Consider the following 15,830-nt stretch of genomic DNA (forward strand, 5'->3'; position numbering starts at 1 on the left):
GCTGACCTCCCCCATGGTCATCCGTCGCCGCAAGTATCGCTGCCGGGGCCGACATCCGCACCGGCCTTCGCCCGATCTTGATCCGATCGCAGCGCGGTCCCCTCGCGGAGGGCGCACGGCACGCCACTGCGCACCACCCCCCGCCCATGAATACGCCGGGGGGATCGGTTCGGTTCCCATGGCGGGGAGGCGGTGCGGACGCTCACCGCTCGAAGTGCGCCCGCACCCTCGACCGCGCCCCGGCCGGCGCTCCCACGTGGTCCAGGCCCAGCAGCGCCGCGCCCAGCACCGGAGGCGCGGTGACCACGTGCGGCACGGCCTTCGGGGCGCGTTCCGCCAGCAGCGCGCGGACGCGGTCGTCCAGCCGCGGGTGCCGCGCGGCCAGGACGCTCCCGCCGAGCAGCACCGGCGTCTCCTCGTCCAGCAGGCCCAGCCGGGTCAGCGCCACCGCCGCCATCACCACGACCTCCTCGGCGAGCCGGTCCACGAGGGCGCGCGCCACCGCGTCACCGGCCGCCGCCGTGGCGAACAGGACGGGGGACAGCTCGTGCCGGCGGTGGGCGCCGACGTGGCCGAGGTGCAGTGCCTCGACGAGGGCGTACATCGAGCCGAGCCCGAAGTGGGCCGGGAGCGTGCGCGCCAGCGCCGTGGGCGCCCCGCGGCCGTCCTCCGAGCGGGCGGCGTGCCACAGCGCCTCCTCCGCCAGTACCCAGCCGCCGCCCCAGTCCCCGGAGACGCGGCCGAGTGCCGGGAAGCGGGCGGTGCGTCCGTCGGGGCACATGCCGACGCAGTTGATGCCGGCGCCGCAGACCACCGCGACCCCGCGCGGCTCGGCCACGCCCGCGCGCAGGATCGCGAACGTGTCGTTGCGCACCTCGACCGTCGCGCCCCACGCGCGCGCGTGCAGGGCCGCCGCCAGCCGCTCCTCCTCCACCGGGAGATCGGCGTTGGCCAGGCAGGCCGAGACATGGGAGACGGCGGTGACGCCGGCCGCCGCGCGGGCCCGCCCCATCGCCTCCTCCACCGCCTCCTCCAGCGCGTCCACCGCCGCCTCGACACCCACGGCCGGCGGGCGGAACCCGCCGCCGCGGGCCGTGCCGAGGACGGTTCCGTCGGCCGCGACGACGGCGACGTCGGTCTTGCTGTTGCCCGCGTCGACGGCGAGGACGCTCGCGGTCATGCCCACGGGAGATGCTCCCGGTTGTGCGCGATCAGCCGGTCGGTCAGGGCCTCGGCGAGGGCGTACCGGCCGATCAGCGGGTGGGCGAGCAGGGCGCGGAACACCCGGTCGCGGCCGCCGCGCAGCGCCGCCTCCAGGGCGAGGTCCTCGTACGCCGTCACGTGCGCCATCAGGCCCGCGTACAGCGGGTCCACGGCGGCCACCGGCAACGGGGCCGCCCCCTTCGGGCCCACCGCCGCCTGCACCTCGATCACCGCGTCGTCGGGGAGGAAGGGCAGCGTGCCCCGGTTGGGGGCGTTCACCACCTGGTACGGGCTGCCTCCCCCGCCGAGCAGGGCCGCCGCCAGGTCCACCGCCGCCTCCGAGTAGTAGGCCCCGCCGCGCCGGGCGAGCAGGGCCGGCTTCTCGTCGAGCGCCGGGTCGCCGTACATCTCCAGCAGCTGCCGCTCCATCGCGGCCACTTCGGCGGCCCGGGACGGTTTCGTGCGCAGTTCGTCGACGACCTGGTCGTGCGCGTAGTAGTAGCGCAGGTAGTAGGAGGGGACCACGCCGAGGCGGTCCAGGAGCGTGCGGGGCAGGCGGAGGTCCTCGGCGATGCGGTCGCCGTGCCCGGCCAGCAGCCCGGGCAGGACGTCCTCGCCCTCGGGGCCGCCCAGGCGCACCCCGGTCTCCCAGGTGAGGTGGTTCAGGCCCACGTGGTCCAGGTGGACGTCCCCGGGGGAGAGGTCCAGCAGGGCGGCGAACTTCCGCTGCAGGCCGATCGCCACGTTGCACAGGCCGACCGCCCGGTGCCCCGCTCGGAGCAGGGCGCGGGTGACGATGCCGACCGGGTTGGTGAAGTCGATGATCCAGGCCCGCGGGTTGGTACGGCGGACCCGTTCGGCGATGTCCAGCACCACCGGGACCGTGCGCAGGGCCTTGGCGAGGCCGCCCGCGCCCGTCGTCTCCTGGCCGACGCAGCCGCACTCCAGCGGCCAGGTCTCGTCCCGCTCGCGGGCGGCCTGCCCGCCGACGCGGAGCTGGAGCAGGACCGCGTCCGCGCCCTCGACGCCCGCGTCCAGGTCGGAGGTGGTGACGATCCGGGCGCCGTGGCCCTGCCGGGCCAGGATGCGCCGGGCCAGGCCGCCCACCGACTCCAGGCGGTCCGCGGCCGGGTCGACGAGCACCAGCTCCTCGACGGGCAGGGTGTCCCGCAGACGGGCGAAGCCGTCGACGAGTTCGGGGGTGTAGGTCGAGCCTCCGCCGACCACGGTGAGTTTCACAGGCGGTTCAACCCTTCACTCCGGTGAGCGTGACGCCCTCGGCGAACGCCTTCCGGGCGAAGAGAACAGGAGAGGTCTACGGCGGTCAGCGCGCGGTGTCGAAGACCTCGTCGCGGGTGGCGGCGAGCGCGCTCTCCAACGCCCCGCGCAGCACCGGCTGTTCGCGGACCTCGCCGACGACGAGCCGCGGGCGCGAGGCGGCCAGCTCCGCCAGCTCGGCCTGGACGAGCGCGCGCAGCACCTCGCCGCCGGAGGTGAGGGCGGCGCCGCCGAGGACGACGAGCTCGGGGTCGAGGACGGAGACGAGGGAGGCGAGACCGGTGGCGAGCCGGGTCGCGTACGCGCGCAGCAGCTCGTGGTGGGGGCCGGTGGCGTGGTCGGCGGCGCGGGCGAGCAGCGCGGCGGCGGCCTCCGCGTGCGGGCCGGTGGGCACGCCCTCGACGCCGAGCCGCCGGGCCAGCTCCGGCAGCGCCCGGGAGCCCGCCAGCTCCTGGTAGCCGCCACTGTTGGCCCTGGTCACCCGGCGGACCAGCGGCGCGCCGGGCACCGGCAGGAAGCCGACCTCGCCGGCGCCACCGGTCCAGCCGCGGTGCAGCCGGCCGCCGAGGACGAGGGCGGCGCCGAGGCCCTCCTGGTTCCACAGCAGGACGAAGTCCCGGTGGCCGCGGGCCGCGCCGAGCCGCTGCTCGGCCAGGGCGACGAGGTTGACGTCGTTCTCGTACTCGGCCGGCACGGGCAGCGCGGCGGCCAGTTCTTCGAGCAGGGTGGGGGAGTGCCAGCCGGGCAGGTGGGAGGCGTAGCGCAGACGGCCGGTGCGGGGGTCGAAGGCGCCGGGGGTGCCGATGACGAGCCGGTGGACGTCGGCCCGGGACAGGCCGGCCGCCTTCACCGCGCCGTCGAGGGCGTCGGTGACCTGCCGGACGACGGGCCGGCCCGGGCCCCGGCCGGGGGTGGGCAGCTCGTACGTGCCGACCGTGCGGCCGGTGACGTCGGCGACGGCGGCGAGGATCCGCTCGGGCGTCACGTCCAGCCCGGCCGCGTACGCGGCGGCCGGGTTGACCGCGTACAGCTGGGCGCCGGGGCCGGGCCGGCCCTCGGTGGTGCCGGTGGCCAGGACCAGCCCCGCGGCCTCCAGGCGGGCCAGGAGCTGCGAGGCGGTCGGCTTGGACAGGCCGGTGAGCCTGCCGATCCGGGTCCGGGACAGCGGCCCGTGCTCCAGGAGCAGGTCGAGGGCGGCGCGGTCGTTCATGGCGCGCAGGACGCGCGGGGTGCCCGGCGTACCGGCGGTTCCGGCCATGCGTCGTGCCACCTCCCCTTCGGCTGCCCGGTCCGCGCGGGCACGGGTGATCGGCGACGCTCACCGCCGGCACTGTCAGGAAAGTTTCCTATTCCGAGGGGAGGAACGTATTCCCGGCGCGCGGGCGCGTCAAGAGAGACGACGCCCCCGCGGCGACGGAGGTCGTCGCCTGCGGGGGCGTCGTGCCGCCTGCGGAGGTGCGGCCTACTTCGGGGTCGGCCGCGACGCGGTGAGAGGGGTGGCCGCCTCCGACTGCGGCGACGCCGAATTGGAGTACACCGAGGGCGCGGCCACCGTCGCCGTCGGGTCGGCGGGCTGCTCCTCCGCCGGGGCGGTCGCGCCGCCGACGATACGGATGTCGGCCGCGTCGAAGGCGCGCTTGACGCGCCAGCGCAGCTCCCGTTCGACCGAGAGGGCCTTGCCGGGCATGGTCTTCGCGGAGACGCGGACCACCATCGAGTCGAGCAGGACGCTGTCCAGGCCGAGGACCTGGATCGGGCTCCACAGGAGCTCGTTCCAGGGCTCCTCCTTGGTCATCTTCTCGGCGACCTCGTCGAGCGTGGCCTTGACCCGGTCCAGGTCCTCGGCCGCCTTGACGGTCACGTCCACCCCGGCCGTCGCCCAGCCCTGCGAGAGGTTGCCGATCCGCTTCACCTCGCCGTTGCGCACGTACCAGATCTCGCCGTTGTCGCCGCGCAGCTTAGTCACGCGCAGCCCGACCTCGATCACCTCACCGGAGGCGACGCCCGCGTCGATCGTGTCGCCGACGCCGTACTGGTCCTCAAGGATCATGAAGACGCCGGAGAGGAAGTCCGTGACCAGGTTGCGGGCACCGAAACCGACCGCCACACCGGCGACACCGGCCGACGCCAGCAGCGGGGCCAGATTGATCTGGAAGGTGGACAGCACCATCAGCGCCGCGGTGCCGACGATCAGGAAGCTCGCCACCGAGCGCAGCACCGAGCCGATCGCCGCGGAGCGCTGCCGGCGGCGCTCGGCGTTCACCAGCAGGCCGCCCAGCGCCGTCCCGCCCGCCCCCTGCGCGGCGGTGCGGTTCATCCGGTCGATGAGCTTGGTGATCGCCCGCCGCACCGCGACTCTCAGCACCGCCGCGATCACCAGGATCAGCAGGACCCGCAGACCGATCGCCAGCCAGGTCGACCAGTTCTGCTCGACCCAGCCGGCGGCGTCCGTCGCGCTCTGCTGGGCGTCCTGGAGCGTGGGGACCGCCGGGTCCGTCGTCCCGGACCGGGACGGCGACGGCGACGGACCTGCGGCCAGCAGGGCGGCGGGCAAGGACACGGCAGGTACCTCCAGATGCGTCCGCCCTCCGGCGCGGCGGTCAATGTCGTCTGGGTCACGATCAGGTCACCGGACGGGCAGAGCCCCCACATTATCGGGGCGCGGTGTGCCGATTCCCGTGAACTTCCGAGGAGGTACGGCGCCCACCGCCCCTGAACTGGCCGTGTGAACGGGCCGCCCCGTGGGGGATGAATACGGATGTGGTCGAAAACACTCCCAGCCCGTTACCGGGACATGGTGGCGCCTCCACCAGGTATGAGGAGAGACTGGCTGCAGATCGTCCCGGCGCGAGCCACGCGCCGCCGACGCCCAAGGAGGCATCCGTGCCGCATGTCCTGGTCCTCAACGCGTCGTACGAGCCACTCGGCGTCGTACCGCTCCGCCGCGCGCTGGTCCTCGTCCTCGAGAACAAGGCGGTCTGCCTCGAGGAGTCCGGCGCCTTCCTGCACAGCACGACCGTCACCGTCCCCGCACCCAGCGTGGTCCGGCTCAAGCGATTCGTGCGGGTTCCCTACCGGGGGCCCGTTCCGCTGACCCGGCGGGCGCTCTTCGCGCGTGACGGCGGCCGGTGCATGTACTGCGGTGGCGTCGCAACCAGCGTCGACCACGTCATCCCGCGCTCACGCGGGGGCAAGCACGTCTGGGACAACGTGGTGGCCTCCTGCCGCCGCTGCAACCACGTCAAGGCCGACCGCCACCTCGTCGAACTGGGCTGGCGGCTGCGTCACAAGCCCGCGCCGCCCACCGGTCTGGCCTGGCGCATCATCGGCACCGGGCATAGGGACCCGCGCTGGCTGCCCTACTTGCAGCCGTTCGGCGCGGACGACGCCCTGGCCCGGATCGACGGCATTTCCGCCTGACGATCCGGGCTTTCGTATGGCCGCGCGGCGCGGGGGTGCGCTCGGGCACGGTGGCGCGCTCGGGCACGCGCGCCCCGGCGCGGGGTGCGCTCAGGCGTAGCGCAGTTCCGCCGGGTGCGTGGAGCGCTGGAGCAGGGGCAGGGAGGCGGCCGCGGCCAGCAGGCAGACGGCGTACACGCCGAGCGGGACGAGCAGTGCCGCGTAGGGGACCGACCAGCCGGCGTGGCCCCCGGAGACCAGCCGGCCGTACCCGGTGCCGACGGCCAGGCCACTCGCGCCCGCCGCCAGGACGGCCGGGGCCAGCGGCAGGCCGGTCTCCAGCAGCAGCGCCCGGGCCAGCACCGTGCGTGGCACCCCGGCGGCGACCTGCGCGGCCAGTCCGCGCCGCCGGGTGACCACGGACTCGGCGGTGCCCACGGCGAGCCCTGCGACGGTGATCGCGAGCGCGACCAGGACGGCGAGGGCGGTGAGGTCCAGCCCCGTTGTGTAGAAGGACATGTCGATCCCCAGTCGGCCCAAGCGGCGCGCCTCGCGCAGATCGGCGAGAAGCACCTGCCGGACGCCCGCGAAACCGGTCCCGACGACCGTCACCAGGAGCACCGCAGCGTGGGTGCGGGCCGCCGCCCACGGGTCGTCGCGCAGCCGCTCCGCCGCGATCAGCACGGCCGCCGACCCGGTGCGGGCCGCGAGCAGCCGCCCGGTCAGCCGGGAGACGGCGCCCGCCAGGAGCACGGCGCCCGCGCCGACCACGAGCACCGTCCCGAACAGGACCAGCGGCACGGTCCCCGTCGGCCGGCCGGACTCACCGGAGGACGTACTGGCGACGGCCACCGGCGCAGCCACGGCCACGACCAGCAGCGCGCCCAGGAACAGCAGTCCCGGCCCCCGGCCCGTCCCGGGCCGCGTCCGGCGTGCCCAGCCGAGCGGCGAGGCCACCACCCGGCGCAGCGCCAGCACCCCGGCGGCCGTGCCCAGCACCGGCACCCCGGCCGCCACCAGCGCGACCCCGGCCCAGGCGAGCGCGGACGGGCGCTGCCAGGCGCCCAGCAGCACCGTCACCGCGACGGCGGTGGCGAGCGCCGAGCCCAGCAGGCAGGCCAGTCCGGTCTCCAGCGCGGCGATCCGCCGGACCCGGCCCGGCTCCGCGCCGGCCAGCAGCAGGGCAGCCGCCCGCCGGTCGCGGTGCACCGCCCCGATCCGGGCGCACTGGCCGAGGAAGCCGAGCACCGGGACCAGCAGGAGCAGCAGGACGACGATCACCCCGGACCGCTCGCCCGGGTTGTCCAGCAGGCCGTCGCCCACGGACACGCTGAAGTGGCCGCGGAGCGAGGCGAGCGTTGCCGCCGCGAGGCCGAGTCCCGTCGCGCACAGGGCCCCCACCGCCGTGAGCGCGATCCGCCACCACTCGTGCCGGTCGGATCCCCGGATCAGCAGCCGGGCCAGCCGCAGGTCGGACCTCATGCGGTCACCCCCAGCGGAACCGTCACGCCGTCCCGCAACCGCACCTCGCGGTCGGCGTACGCCGCGACCTGGGCGTCGTGCGTGATCAGCAGCACCGCGGTGCCCGACGCGCGGGCCGCGTGCACGAGCGACGTCATCACCTGCTCGCTCGCCAGCGAGTCCAGCGCCCCGGTCGGCTCGTCCGCGAAGACCACCTGCGGACCGGTCACCAGCGCCCGCGCCAGCGCCACCCGCTGGGCCTCGCCGCCGCTCAGCTCCCCGGGACGCGCCTCCCGCCGTGCCCCGGCGCCGAACCGCTCCAGCCACGTGCCGGCCTCCTCCCGGGCCCGCGCCCGCGCGGTGCCGGCGAGCATCAGCGGCAGCGCCACGTTGTCGAGGGCGGTCAGCTCGGGTATCAGCTGGCCGAACTGGAAGACCACGCCGAAGTCGGTGCGGCGCAGTTCGCCGAGGCGCCGCTCCGGCAGCGTGTCGAGGCGCTCCCCGCGGTACGTCACCGAGCCCTCGTCCGGCCGGACGATCCCGGCCAGGCAGTGCAGCAGCGTGGACTTGCCGCTGCCGCTGGCACCGGTCACGGCGACGATCTCACCGCCGCCCAGTTCCAGACCGGCGCCGCGCAGGGCCGGGTTCCGGCCGTGGGTCTTGACGAGGTCTCGGGCCACCAGAAGGGGCACCCGTGGGGTGGTCATGCTCGGTCGACCTCCGTGGTCAGATGGGTGAGGCGGGCCTGAGTGGTGGTCATCCAGCGCAGGTCGGCGTCGAGGTGGTTGAGGGCGTAGTCCGCCGAGAGGACGGTCGCCAGGGCGGCGCCGGGGGCGGTCTTGACCGCCGTCAGCTCCCGCATCCGCGCCATGTGGGCGGCCCGCTGCGCCGCCAGGTGCGCGGCCGGGTCGCCGTCAGTGAGGACGGCGACGACGACCTTGGCGAAGATCTCGTTCGTCACGAACGGCGCGGGAGGCGTGACCCGCGCCGCCCAGCCGGCGACCTCCCGGACGCCCTCGGCGGTGACGCGGTACAGGGTCCGCTCCGGGCCGCCGTCGGAGTCGGTGCCCTCCACCTCGGCGAGTCCGTCGCGCACCAGGCGCTGCAGGGTCGTGTAGACCTGCCCGTAGGCCAGCGGACGGGCCTCGGGGAAGTGGTCGTCGTGGCGTCGCTTGAGGTCGTAGCCATGGCTCGGCCCTCCGGCGAGCAGCCCCAGCAGGATGTGGCGGGTGCTCATGACGATCATTATGTACTCAAGATATGTACTGAGTGAATAGCCGCGCGAAGAAAGCTCCGGCGAGGGAAGAAACCTCCGGGAGGAACCCCCGGAGAAGCCTCCGGGAGGCCGCCCGAGAGCGGAGAGGCTAGTCGGCGGCGACCGCGTACGCCTCCACCGACCACAGCGAGTACCCGAATCGCGTGGCCCGCTTGTCGCCCTGCACGCGCACGTACCGCACGTCCCGCTCGTCCATCCGCAGGACCTCGCGGCCGCCCCGGCCGTCCCGCACGGTCGTGGCGGTGCGCCAGCGGCGGCCGTCCGCGGAGACCTGGACCCGGTACGCGGCGGGGTAGGCGTCCTGCCAGCGCAGCGCCACCTGGCCGAGCCGCACCGGGGCGGCCAGCTCGACCTGCCACCAGGCGCCGTCGTCGACCGGTGAGGACCAGCGGGTCCCCGGGGCGCCGTCGTTCGCCGCGGACGCCGGGAAGTCGGGGGTCTCGTCGCCGGACGAGCTCGCGGTGCCGGTGCGGGCCACGTCGGGGCCCGCGGTGCGCGGGAAGGTGCGGACCGTGAGAGCGCGGGTCACCCCGGCGAAGGAGACCCGGACCTCGTACGGCCGGGACGGCGCGTCCTTCGGCACGGTCACCTCGACGGGCACGGTCACCGTCGTGCCGCGCGGCACCGTGAGCGGCCCGGCCGGGGCGTGGACCGTGATGCCCTTGGGCGCCTCGACCGTCACCCGGCCGGTGGCGTCGGCCGGGCGCAGGGCGGTCAGTTCGGCCGTCACCCGCTGGGTGCCGCCGATCTGCGCGTCCACCTCGGTACGCGCAGGCTCCAGCCGCACCGCCGGGGAGTCGGCGAACCACGGCACCAGATGGCGCACCCGGGACGGGGCGGCCCCGGTCACCCGGACCGCGTCGACGAGCGTGCCGGCGGCCGGCGGCGGCACCACGGCCGGGGGCCGCGTCCAGGCGCCCGACGTCGTGGGCGAGGGCGGCGCGACGGCCGGCGGGCGGGTCCGCGCACCGGTCGCCGGGAGCTGTCCGGCCCCGAATTCCGTCGCCCCGCTCCGCGCCAGCGTCCCGACCCCGCGCCAGCCCTGCCCGGGGACGTGGACCTCGACGTCGCCGCCGGTGCCGGGATCCGCCAGCACCGTCACGGCGGCCAGCGGGCGCGCGTGCGGGAGGCGGACCGTGCGCCCGTCCGCCGCGGTGCCCAAAGCGGCGGCCGGCTCGTGCGCCAGGCCCGCCCAGGTCTCGTACGCCGTCTCCGCCCGGTCGAGGAAGGGGTCCAGCACGCCCTTGCCGACGGTCGCCCCGCCGCGCCGCACCTCGGCCCGCAGCCGGCCCAGCGTCCGGTACGCCGTCCAGGCCGCCGCCGCGTCACCGGCGCGCTGGGCGCGCAGCATGTCGAGCGCCACCGTCCCGGCCTCGCCGTAGCGCGCCGACTGCGCCGACCACGGGGCGACCTCGGCCGCCAGCCCGGCGTCCGAGGCCAGGCGCCGCGGCATCTCGCGCAGCACCGCGAAGGCGGCGCGCAGCCGCTGCTCGGCGGTGTCGTTCGCGGCCCGGTCCGTGCCCGTCCGGGCCTGCCACAGGGCCGCGATCAGCGGGCGCAGATACGCCGACTCGGTACCGCCGAGCACCGACGAGGCGTCGTTCCCGGCCAGCGCCGACAGCGCCTCGGCGCGCCGTCCGTCGCCCCCCGCCAGATCGGCGATCGCCGCCCGCCAGGAGGCGTCGGGGCGGTAGTCGCGCGGGTTCCAGGCGTAGTCGGCCGCCGTGAACAGCGGGATGCGGGACGCCTCCGCCTGCTCCATCGCGTTGGCCAGCAGCGCCGCCGAGCCGCCGGCGACGGCCGGTTCGCGGCCCGTGTAGGGGCCGAGGAAGATGCGGTCCTCGGCGTAGTCGTTGACCGGGTAGTTGTCCATGGTCACCAGGGGGTGCCCGAAGGCCTCCCGGGCCCCGGCCAGCTCCTGTCCGGTGATGGTCCGGGGCACCACGCCCACGCCCGTCCACGCGACCTGGACCTCCTGGCCCAGCGCGGTAGCCAGTGCCGTCCGGTAGGGCGTGGCACCGTCCTCGTAGTACTCGGTCGGCATCAGGGAGAGCTGGGCCGCTCCGGGGTGGCGCTCGGCCAGGTGGCCGGCGACCGCGTTCGCCACCCGCGCCTGCGCCCGCGCCGCCGCCTCGGGCCCGGAGCCGAACCGCCCGGCGTCCGCGCCGCAGTGCCACTCGCTGTAGCTGACGTTCTGGAACTGCAGCTGGAAGGCCCGGAAGCCGAGCGCCCACATCGCGTCCAGCTTCCGCGTCAGCGCCCGGACGTCGGCGTCCGAGGCGAAGCACAGGGACTGGCCGGGGGCCACCGCCCAGGCGAGCGTGACGTGGTTGCGCCGGGCCCGCTCCGCCAGCTCGCGGAATCGCGCGCGCTGCCCGGCCGGATACGGCTCGCGCCAGCGCTCCTGCCGGTAGAGGTCGTCGCCGGGGGCGTAGAGGTAGCGGTTCTGCTTGGTCCGGCCCATGAAGTCGAGCTGCCCGAGCCGCTGCTCCTGCGTCCAGGGGGTGCCGTAGAAGCCCTCGGCGGTGCCGCGCACGGCGGTGCCCGGCCAGTCGCGGACGGTGACCCGGGGGATCGTCCCGTCCGGGCGCACCAGCTGCCGCAGCGTCTGCACGGCGTGGAAGAGGCCGTCCTCGCCGGCTCCGGTGAGGGTGACGGTGGCCGGGGCGGCGGTGGCTCCCCGTCCGGTGACGCCGGGACCGATGACGGCCCCTGCGGCGGTGGCTTGGCCGGGGGTGGCCTGGCCGGGGATGCCCCGGTCCACGGTGAGGAGGTAGCCGCCGGAGGGCAGGGCGTGGCGCGGGTCGCCGTGCGGGCGCTCGCTGTCCGCCCGCACCACCAGGGCACCCGCCGGAACCGGCTCACCGGCGCCGACCTCCGTGATCGTCCGCGCCCCGGCCCCGCGCAGCAGCGCGCGCAGCGCTTCCAGGGCGTACGGGTCCGCCGTCGCGTCGGTGACCAGCGCGACCTGGTCGGTGACCCTGACCGTGCCGCCGGCCGTCCGCAGGGACTGCGGACGCGGCCACACGGCGACGTCGGAGGAGGACGTGGCGGGCTGCTCCGGGTTCGTGGTCTCCGTGCCGGGCGCCGGCGGAGCCGCGACGGCCGCCGGAGCGGCCCCCAGAGTGCCGGCGACGACAGCGAACGCGAGGGCGGCCGCCCCCTTCCCGCGCCGAAGCTGCACGGACCCCCTCCTCCTCGTCGGCCTTCCCCAAGGCGGTGTCGAAGAGCTTCGAGCCCACCATCCGGGCGCCGGGGTGTCAATGAGAGTGGCCGTTGTGTCGCTTTTACCCCAGCCTGAAGAAAGTGGAATGTGAGCAGTGGCACGGTCTTCACGTTTGTACGTCTGCGATCGCGCGCACTGGGTAGGGCTGCGGTAATCCGCTGATGTCGTTTCGACAAGGAGGCCCACCCGTGGCGCACCTTCTGCTCCCGGCCCCGTCCAAACCCACCGCGGAGCCGCTCACCGCGGACTCCGCCGCCGACCCCTACCTGCCCGTCTACAGCGCGGAGAGCGCCTCCACCGAGGCTCCCCTGACCAGTGAGCCGCCGCTGCCCGACGCCGAGCCGCTGACCAGCGAACCGCCGCTCGCCGAGACCACCCCCCTCACCAGCGAGACCGCCGCCGAACCGGACCCCTGCTGCGCGGAGATGTAGATGACGTCGTTACGGCCGGCCGAACCCCCCGACGCGGATCTGACCCGCCTCGCCGACCTGCACGGCGTCGCGACCTCCTACAGCCCCTCGCCGGACCGTACGGTCGCCGCCTCCGCCGCCGCGGTCGTCGCCGCCCTGGCCGCCCTCGACGTCGACGCGAGCACCCCCGGGGCCGCCCGCGCCGCACTCACCGCCCGCGAACGGGAACTGGGGGCACGACTGCTGCCCCCGACGGTGGTGTGGTGGGGCGATGCCGGGGCGAGTGCGGGGGGTGATGAGGGGCCCGCCGGGGGCGAGTTCGGTGCGCGCGGGGCGCACGGAGCCGGTGATGCGCCGGGTACGCGCGAGGCCGGCGACGAGCTTGGTGTCGGTGAGGCCGGCGATGCGGCCGTAGCGCCTGACACGCCCGGGACCCCGGGCTCGCCCGAGGCCCTCCTCGCCGCGCTGCCCACCGGCACCCGGGTGCGAGTCGAGACCGAGCAGGGCGAGGTCCGCGACCGCGTCGACGGCCTCCCGTACGGAGTGCACCGGCTGACCGTCACCGCGCCGGACGGGCGCACACAACTGACGCACCTCGTCGTCGCCCCGGCCCGGCTGCCCACGCCGTCGGGACGCTCGTACGGCCTGCTCGTCCAGCTCTACTCCCTCCTCTCCCGGCGCTCCTGGGGCATGGGCGACCTCGGTGACCTGGCCGAGCTGAGCGCCTGGGCGGGGCGGGCCCTGGGCGCCGGATTCGTGCAGGTCAACCCGCTGCACGCGGCCGTGCCCGGCGCGCCGACCGACCCCTCCCCGTACCGCCCCTCCTCGCGCCGCTTCCCCGACCCCGTGCACCTGCGCGTCGAGAGCATCCCCGAGTTCGCGTACGTCGAGGACCGCGAACGGGTGCGGACCCTGCTGGAGCGGGCCGAACGGCTGCGCGCCGGTGTCCTCGACAAGGGCGCCCTGATCGACCGGGACGCGGTGTGGGAACTCAAGCGGCAGGCGCTGGAACTGGTCCGCCGGGTCCCGCTCGGCCCCGGCCGCCGCGCCGCCTACGCCGACTTCCTCGCGCGGGAGGGCCAGGCCCTGGAGGACCACGCCACCTGGTGCGCCCTCGCCGAGGTGCACGGCTCCGACTGGCACGGCTGGCCCGAGGGGCTGCGGAACCCGAGGTCCGCGGAGACCGCCCGCGCCCGCGCCGAGCTGATGGACCGCGTCGACTTCCACTCCCGCCTCGCCTGGCTCACCGACACCCAGCTCACCGCCGCCCATAACACGGCACGCGAGGCGGGCATGCCGATCGGGATCGTGCACGACCTCGCGGTGGGCGTGCACCCCGAGGGCGCCGACGCCTGGGCCCAGCAGGACCACTTCGCGGCCGGCATGTCGGTCGGCGCCCCGCCGGACGCCTTCAACGCCCGCGGCCAGGACTGGGGCCTGCCCCCGTGGCGGCCCGACCGGCTGGCCGAGTCCGGGCACGCCCCGTTCCGCCGCCTGCTGCGCGCCCTGTTCCGCTGTGCCGGAGCGCTGCGCATCGACCACGTCATGGGCCTGTTCCGGCTGTGGTGGGTCCCGCAGGGACGACCGCCGACCGAGGGCACCTACGTCCGCTACGACGCCGAGGCCATGCTGGCCCTCCTGGTCCTGGAGGCCTCACGGGCCGGGGCCGTGGTGATCGGCGAGGACCTCGGCACCGTGGAGCCCGGGGTGCGCGAGACCCTGGACCGGCGCGGAGTGCTCGGCACCTCCGTACTGTGGTTCGAACGGGACTGGGACGGCGACGGCCGCCCCCTGCCCCCGGAGCGGTGGCGCGCCGACTGCCTGGCCACCGCCACCACCCACGACCTGCCCTCCACCGCGGCCCGGCTCACCGGCGAGCACGTCGAACTGCGCCACCGCCTGGGCCTGCTCACCCGGCCGCTGGAGGAGGAGCGCGCGGAGGCGGCGGCGGACACCGGGGAGTGGCTGGCGCTGCTGACGGAGCTGGGGCTGCTGCACGGCACGAGCGGCGGCCGCGGCACGCCCTCGGAGGAGGCTGAGATCCAGGCCGTGCACCGCTTCCTGCTGCGCACCCCCGCCCGCATGATCGGTCTCTGGCTCCCGGACACCGTGGGCGACCGCCGCCCGCAGAACCTCCCCGGCACCTGGGACCAGTACCCGAACTGGCGCCTTCCGGTCGCCGACGCCGAGGGTCGCCCGGTGACCCTGGAGGAACTGGCGTCCTCCCCCCGGCTGCACGCGCTGACGGACGTACTGCGGGAGGGAGTGCCCGGGGAGCGCCGGGAGGGCTGAAGGCCGGCGCGGACCTCACGCCCCGCCGCACGCGCTCCCGCACCCGCACCCGCACGGCCTCACGCCCGGACACGTACGGCCTCACGCCCGGACATGTAGGGCCCCCGCGCGGCCACATGACGTTCCCGCGCCCCGCCGTGCGAGGGTGCCGCTCCGGCCCATACGGCACCCCGGGCGCGCGGCCCGTTCCGGCGTTCGCTACTTTTGCACCGTGGACAAGAAGAACGCCCTGCGCGCCGGCGCCCTGGCCGCCGGTACGACGCTGATGATGCTGCTCATGTCGTCCCCCGCGCTCGCGCTGACCCGCGACGACGGCGACGACCCCGGCTCGAGCCTGAGCGTCATCCAGACGCTGGGTCTCTACGTCGTCCTCCCGATCGTGCTGTTCGTGGTCATCGCCGGCCTGGTGATGGTGCTGAGCAAGTCCAGCGACAGGCAGGACACCGGCCGCAGCGCCGACGCCAAGGTCTGAGTCACCGGCGCCGCCGGACCGGCGCGCCGCCGCACACACCCGCCCCGAGGGCGCCGACCCCGCCGTACGTACAGGCACCGCCGTACGACGCCGAGGCCGGCGCCCTCGGCGTTTCCGGCGGGCGCCCGCCCCGGCCTCGGCGGGGGCCGGCCCCGGGGAGCCGGGGTCCGCGTGGACGCCGGGGGTCAGGGACTCGGCGCGGTCAGGTACCGCTGCAGGGTGGGCGCCAGCCAGGCCACGATCTCCGGACCGGACAGCTCCACGGCCGGCCCGAAACGCAGGACGTAGCGGGTGAGCGCGAGTCCCAGCAACTGCGAGGCGCACAGCGCGGCCCGCCCGGACACCTGCTCGGGGTCGGGGCACACCTGCTGGGCGACCGGCAGCAACTGCTCCCGGAACACCGACTGCATCCGCTCGGCCCCGGCCGGGTTGGTGACACCGACCCGCAGGATCGCGGTCAGCTCGCCGTTCCCCTCCCACAGTGAGAGGAAGTGCGACACCAGCGCCCGCCCGATCTCGTCGCGCGGCAGCGCGGTCAAATCGGGCAGCCGCAGATCGAGGGAGACGGCCGCGGCGAAAAGACTCTCCTTGTTGCCGAAGTAGCGCATGACCATCGACGGATCGATGCGCGCGTCCTTGGCGATGGCCCGGATGGTCGCCCGGTCGTACCCGTCGGCGGCGAAGCGCCGGCGCGCCGCGTCGAGGATGGCACCGCGGGTGGCGTCGGAGCGGCGTGCGGGGGAGGGCGGTGGGCCCTGACTGGAGTCGACCATGCCAACAACCGTAGGCCAACGTACGTAGGCAAACAAGCGT

General features: G+C 75.6%; 13 protein-coding genes. 4 read left to right on the plus strand and 9 right to left on the minus strand.

Features of this window, described 5'->3' with window-relative positions; genetic code table 11:
- Nucleotides 1–202: 202 nt before the first annotated feature.
- The 4 genes from ACIQ9G_RS01475 to ACIQ9G_RS01490 all read right to left on the minus strand — a co-directional run bounded on the left by ACIQ9G_RS01475 (nt 203) and on the right by ACIQ9G_RS01490 (nt 5,041).
- Entirely contained in the window at nt 203–1,186 is a 984-nt protein-coding gene (locus tag ACIQ9G_RS01475) for an N-acetylglucosamine kinase (protein ID WP_403604589.1), read from the minus strand.
- A complete protein-coding gene (locus ACIQ9G_RS01480) occupies nt 1,177–2,442 on the minus strand; it encodes a 6-phospho-beta-glucosidase (protein WP_403604592.1) in 1,266 nt (421 codons plus the stop codon). Before ACIQ9G_RS01480 ends, ACIQ9G_RS01475 begins: the two co-directional genes overlap by 10 nt.
- Nucleotides 2,443–2,527: 85 nt before the next feature.
- Complete coding sequence (locus ACIQ9G_RS01485) at nt 2,528–3,739, minus strand: ROK family protein (protein ID WP_403604595.1); 1,212 nt, start codon at nt 3,737–3,739, stop codon at nt 2,528–2,530.
- A gap of 204 nt (nt 3,740–3,943) precedes the next feature.
- Nucleotides 3,944–5,041, minus strand: a complete 1,098-nt coding sequence (locus ACIQ9G_RS01490; RefSeq protein ID WP_403604598.1) for a mechanosensitive ion channel family protein — start codon at nt 5,039–5,041, stop codon at nt 3,944–3,946.
- A 323-nt stretch (nt 5,042–5,364) separates the two neighbouring features.
- On the opposite strand from ACIQ9G_RS01490, the gene ACIQ9G_RS01495 reads away from it, so the two are divergent.
- Nucleotides 5,365–5,901 (plus strand): HNH endonuclease, encoded by a 537-nt coding sequence (locus ACIQ9G_RS01495; RefSeq protein ID WP_356180599.1) that lies wholly within the window; start codon nt 5,365–5,367, stop codon nt 5,899–5,901.
- Nucleotides 5,902–5,991: 90 nt separating this feature from the next.
- Here ACIQ9G_RS01495 and ACIQ9G_RS01500 read toward each other — a convergent pair whose 3' ends face one another.
- The 4 genes from ACIQ9G_RS01500 to ACIQ9G_RS01515 form a co-directional block, all read right to left on the minus strand.
- Nucleotides 5,992–7,362 (minus strand): ABC transporter permease, encoded by a 1,371-nt coding sequence (locus ACIQ9G_RS01500; RefSeq protein ID WP_403604601.1) that lies wholly within the window; start codon nt 7,360–7,362, stop codon nt 5,992–5,994.
- Nucleotides 7,359–8,048, minus strand: a complete 690-nt coding sequence (locus tag ACIQ9G_RS01505) for an ABC transporter ATP-binding protein (RefSeq protein WP_403604604.1) — start codon at nt 8,046–8,048, stop codon at nt 7,359–7,361. The genes ACIQ9G_RS01500 and ACIQ9G_RS01505 overlap by 4 nt, the downstream gene beginning before the upstream one ends.
- Nucleotides 8,045–8,578: a PadR family transcriptional regulator gene (locus ACIQ9G_RS01510; RefSeq protein ID WP_403604607.1), complete on the minus strand. Its 534-nt coding sequence runs from the start codon at nt 8,576–8,578 to the stop codon at nt 8,045–8,047. The genes ACIQ9G_RS01505 and ACIQ9G_RS01510 overlap by 4 nt, the downstream gene beginning before the upstream one ends.
- Before the next feature lie 127 nt (nt 8,579–8,705).
- Nucleotides 8,706–11,801, minus strand: a complete 3,096-nt coding sequence (locus ACIQ9G_RS01515) for a beta-N-acetylglucosaminidase domain-containing protein (RefSeq protein WP_403604610.1) — start codon at nt 11,799–11,801, stop codon at nt 8,706–8,708.
- A 230-nt stretch (nt 11,802–12,031) separates the two neighbouring features.
- Between ACIQ9G_RS01515 and ACIQ9G_RS01520 the strand changes: the two genes are divergently transcribed.
- The 3 genes from ACIQ9G_RS01520 to ACIQ9G_RS01530 all read left to right on the plus strand — a co-directional run bounded on the left by ACIQ9G_RS01520 (nt 12,032) and on the right by ACIQ9G_RS01530 (nt 15,017).
- Nucleotides 12,032–12,274 (plus strand): hypothetical protein, encoded by a 243-nt coding sequence (locus ACIQ9G_RS01520; RefSeq protein WP_403604613.1) that lies wholly within the window; start codon nt 12,032–12,034, stop codon nt 12,272–12,274.
- Nucleotides 12,275–14,545 carry a 4-alpha-glucanotransferase gene (gene malQ / locus ACIQ9G_RS01525; protein WP_403604616.1) on the plus strand — a complete coding sequence of 757 codons (2,271 nt, stop codon included), beginning with the start codon at nt 12,275–12,277 and terminating at the stop codon, nt 14,543–14,545.
- A 211-nt stretch (nt 14,546–14,756) separates the two neighbouring features.
- Nucleotides 14,757–15,017: a hypothetical protein gene (locus ACIQ9G_RS01530; protein ID WP_403604619.1), complete on the plus strand. Its 261-nt coding sequence runs from the start codon at nt 14,757–14,759 to the stop codon at nt 15,015–15,017.
- A 185-nt stretch (nt 15,018–15,202) separates the two neighbouring features.
- On the opposite strand, the gene ACIQ9G_RS01535 is transcribed toward ACIQ9G_RS01530, so the two are convergent.
- On the minus strand, nt 15,203–15,790 hold the full coding sequence (locus tag ACIQ9G_RS01535) for a TetR family transcriptional regulator (protein ID WP_403604622.1): 588 nt from the start codon (nt 15,788–15,790) through the stop codon (nt 15,203–15,205).
- Nucleotides 15,791–15,830 lie beyond the last annotated feature (40 nt).

The organism is Streptomyces sp. NPDC096152 (genome assembly GCF_044763235.1).
Taxonomy (GTDB): Bacteria; Actinomycetota; Actinomycetes; order Streptomycetales; family Streptomycetaceae; genus Streptomyces.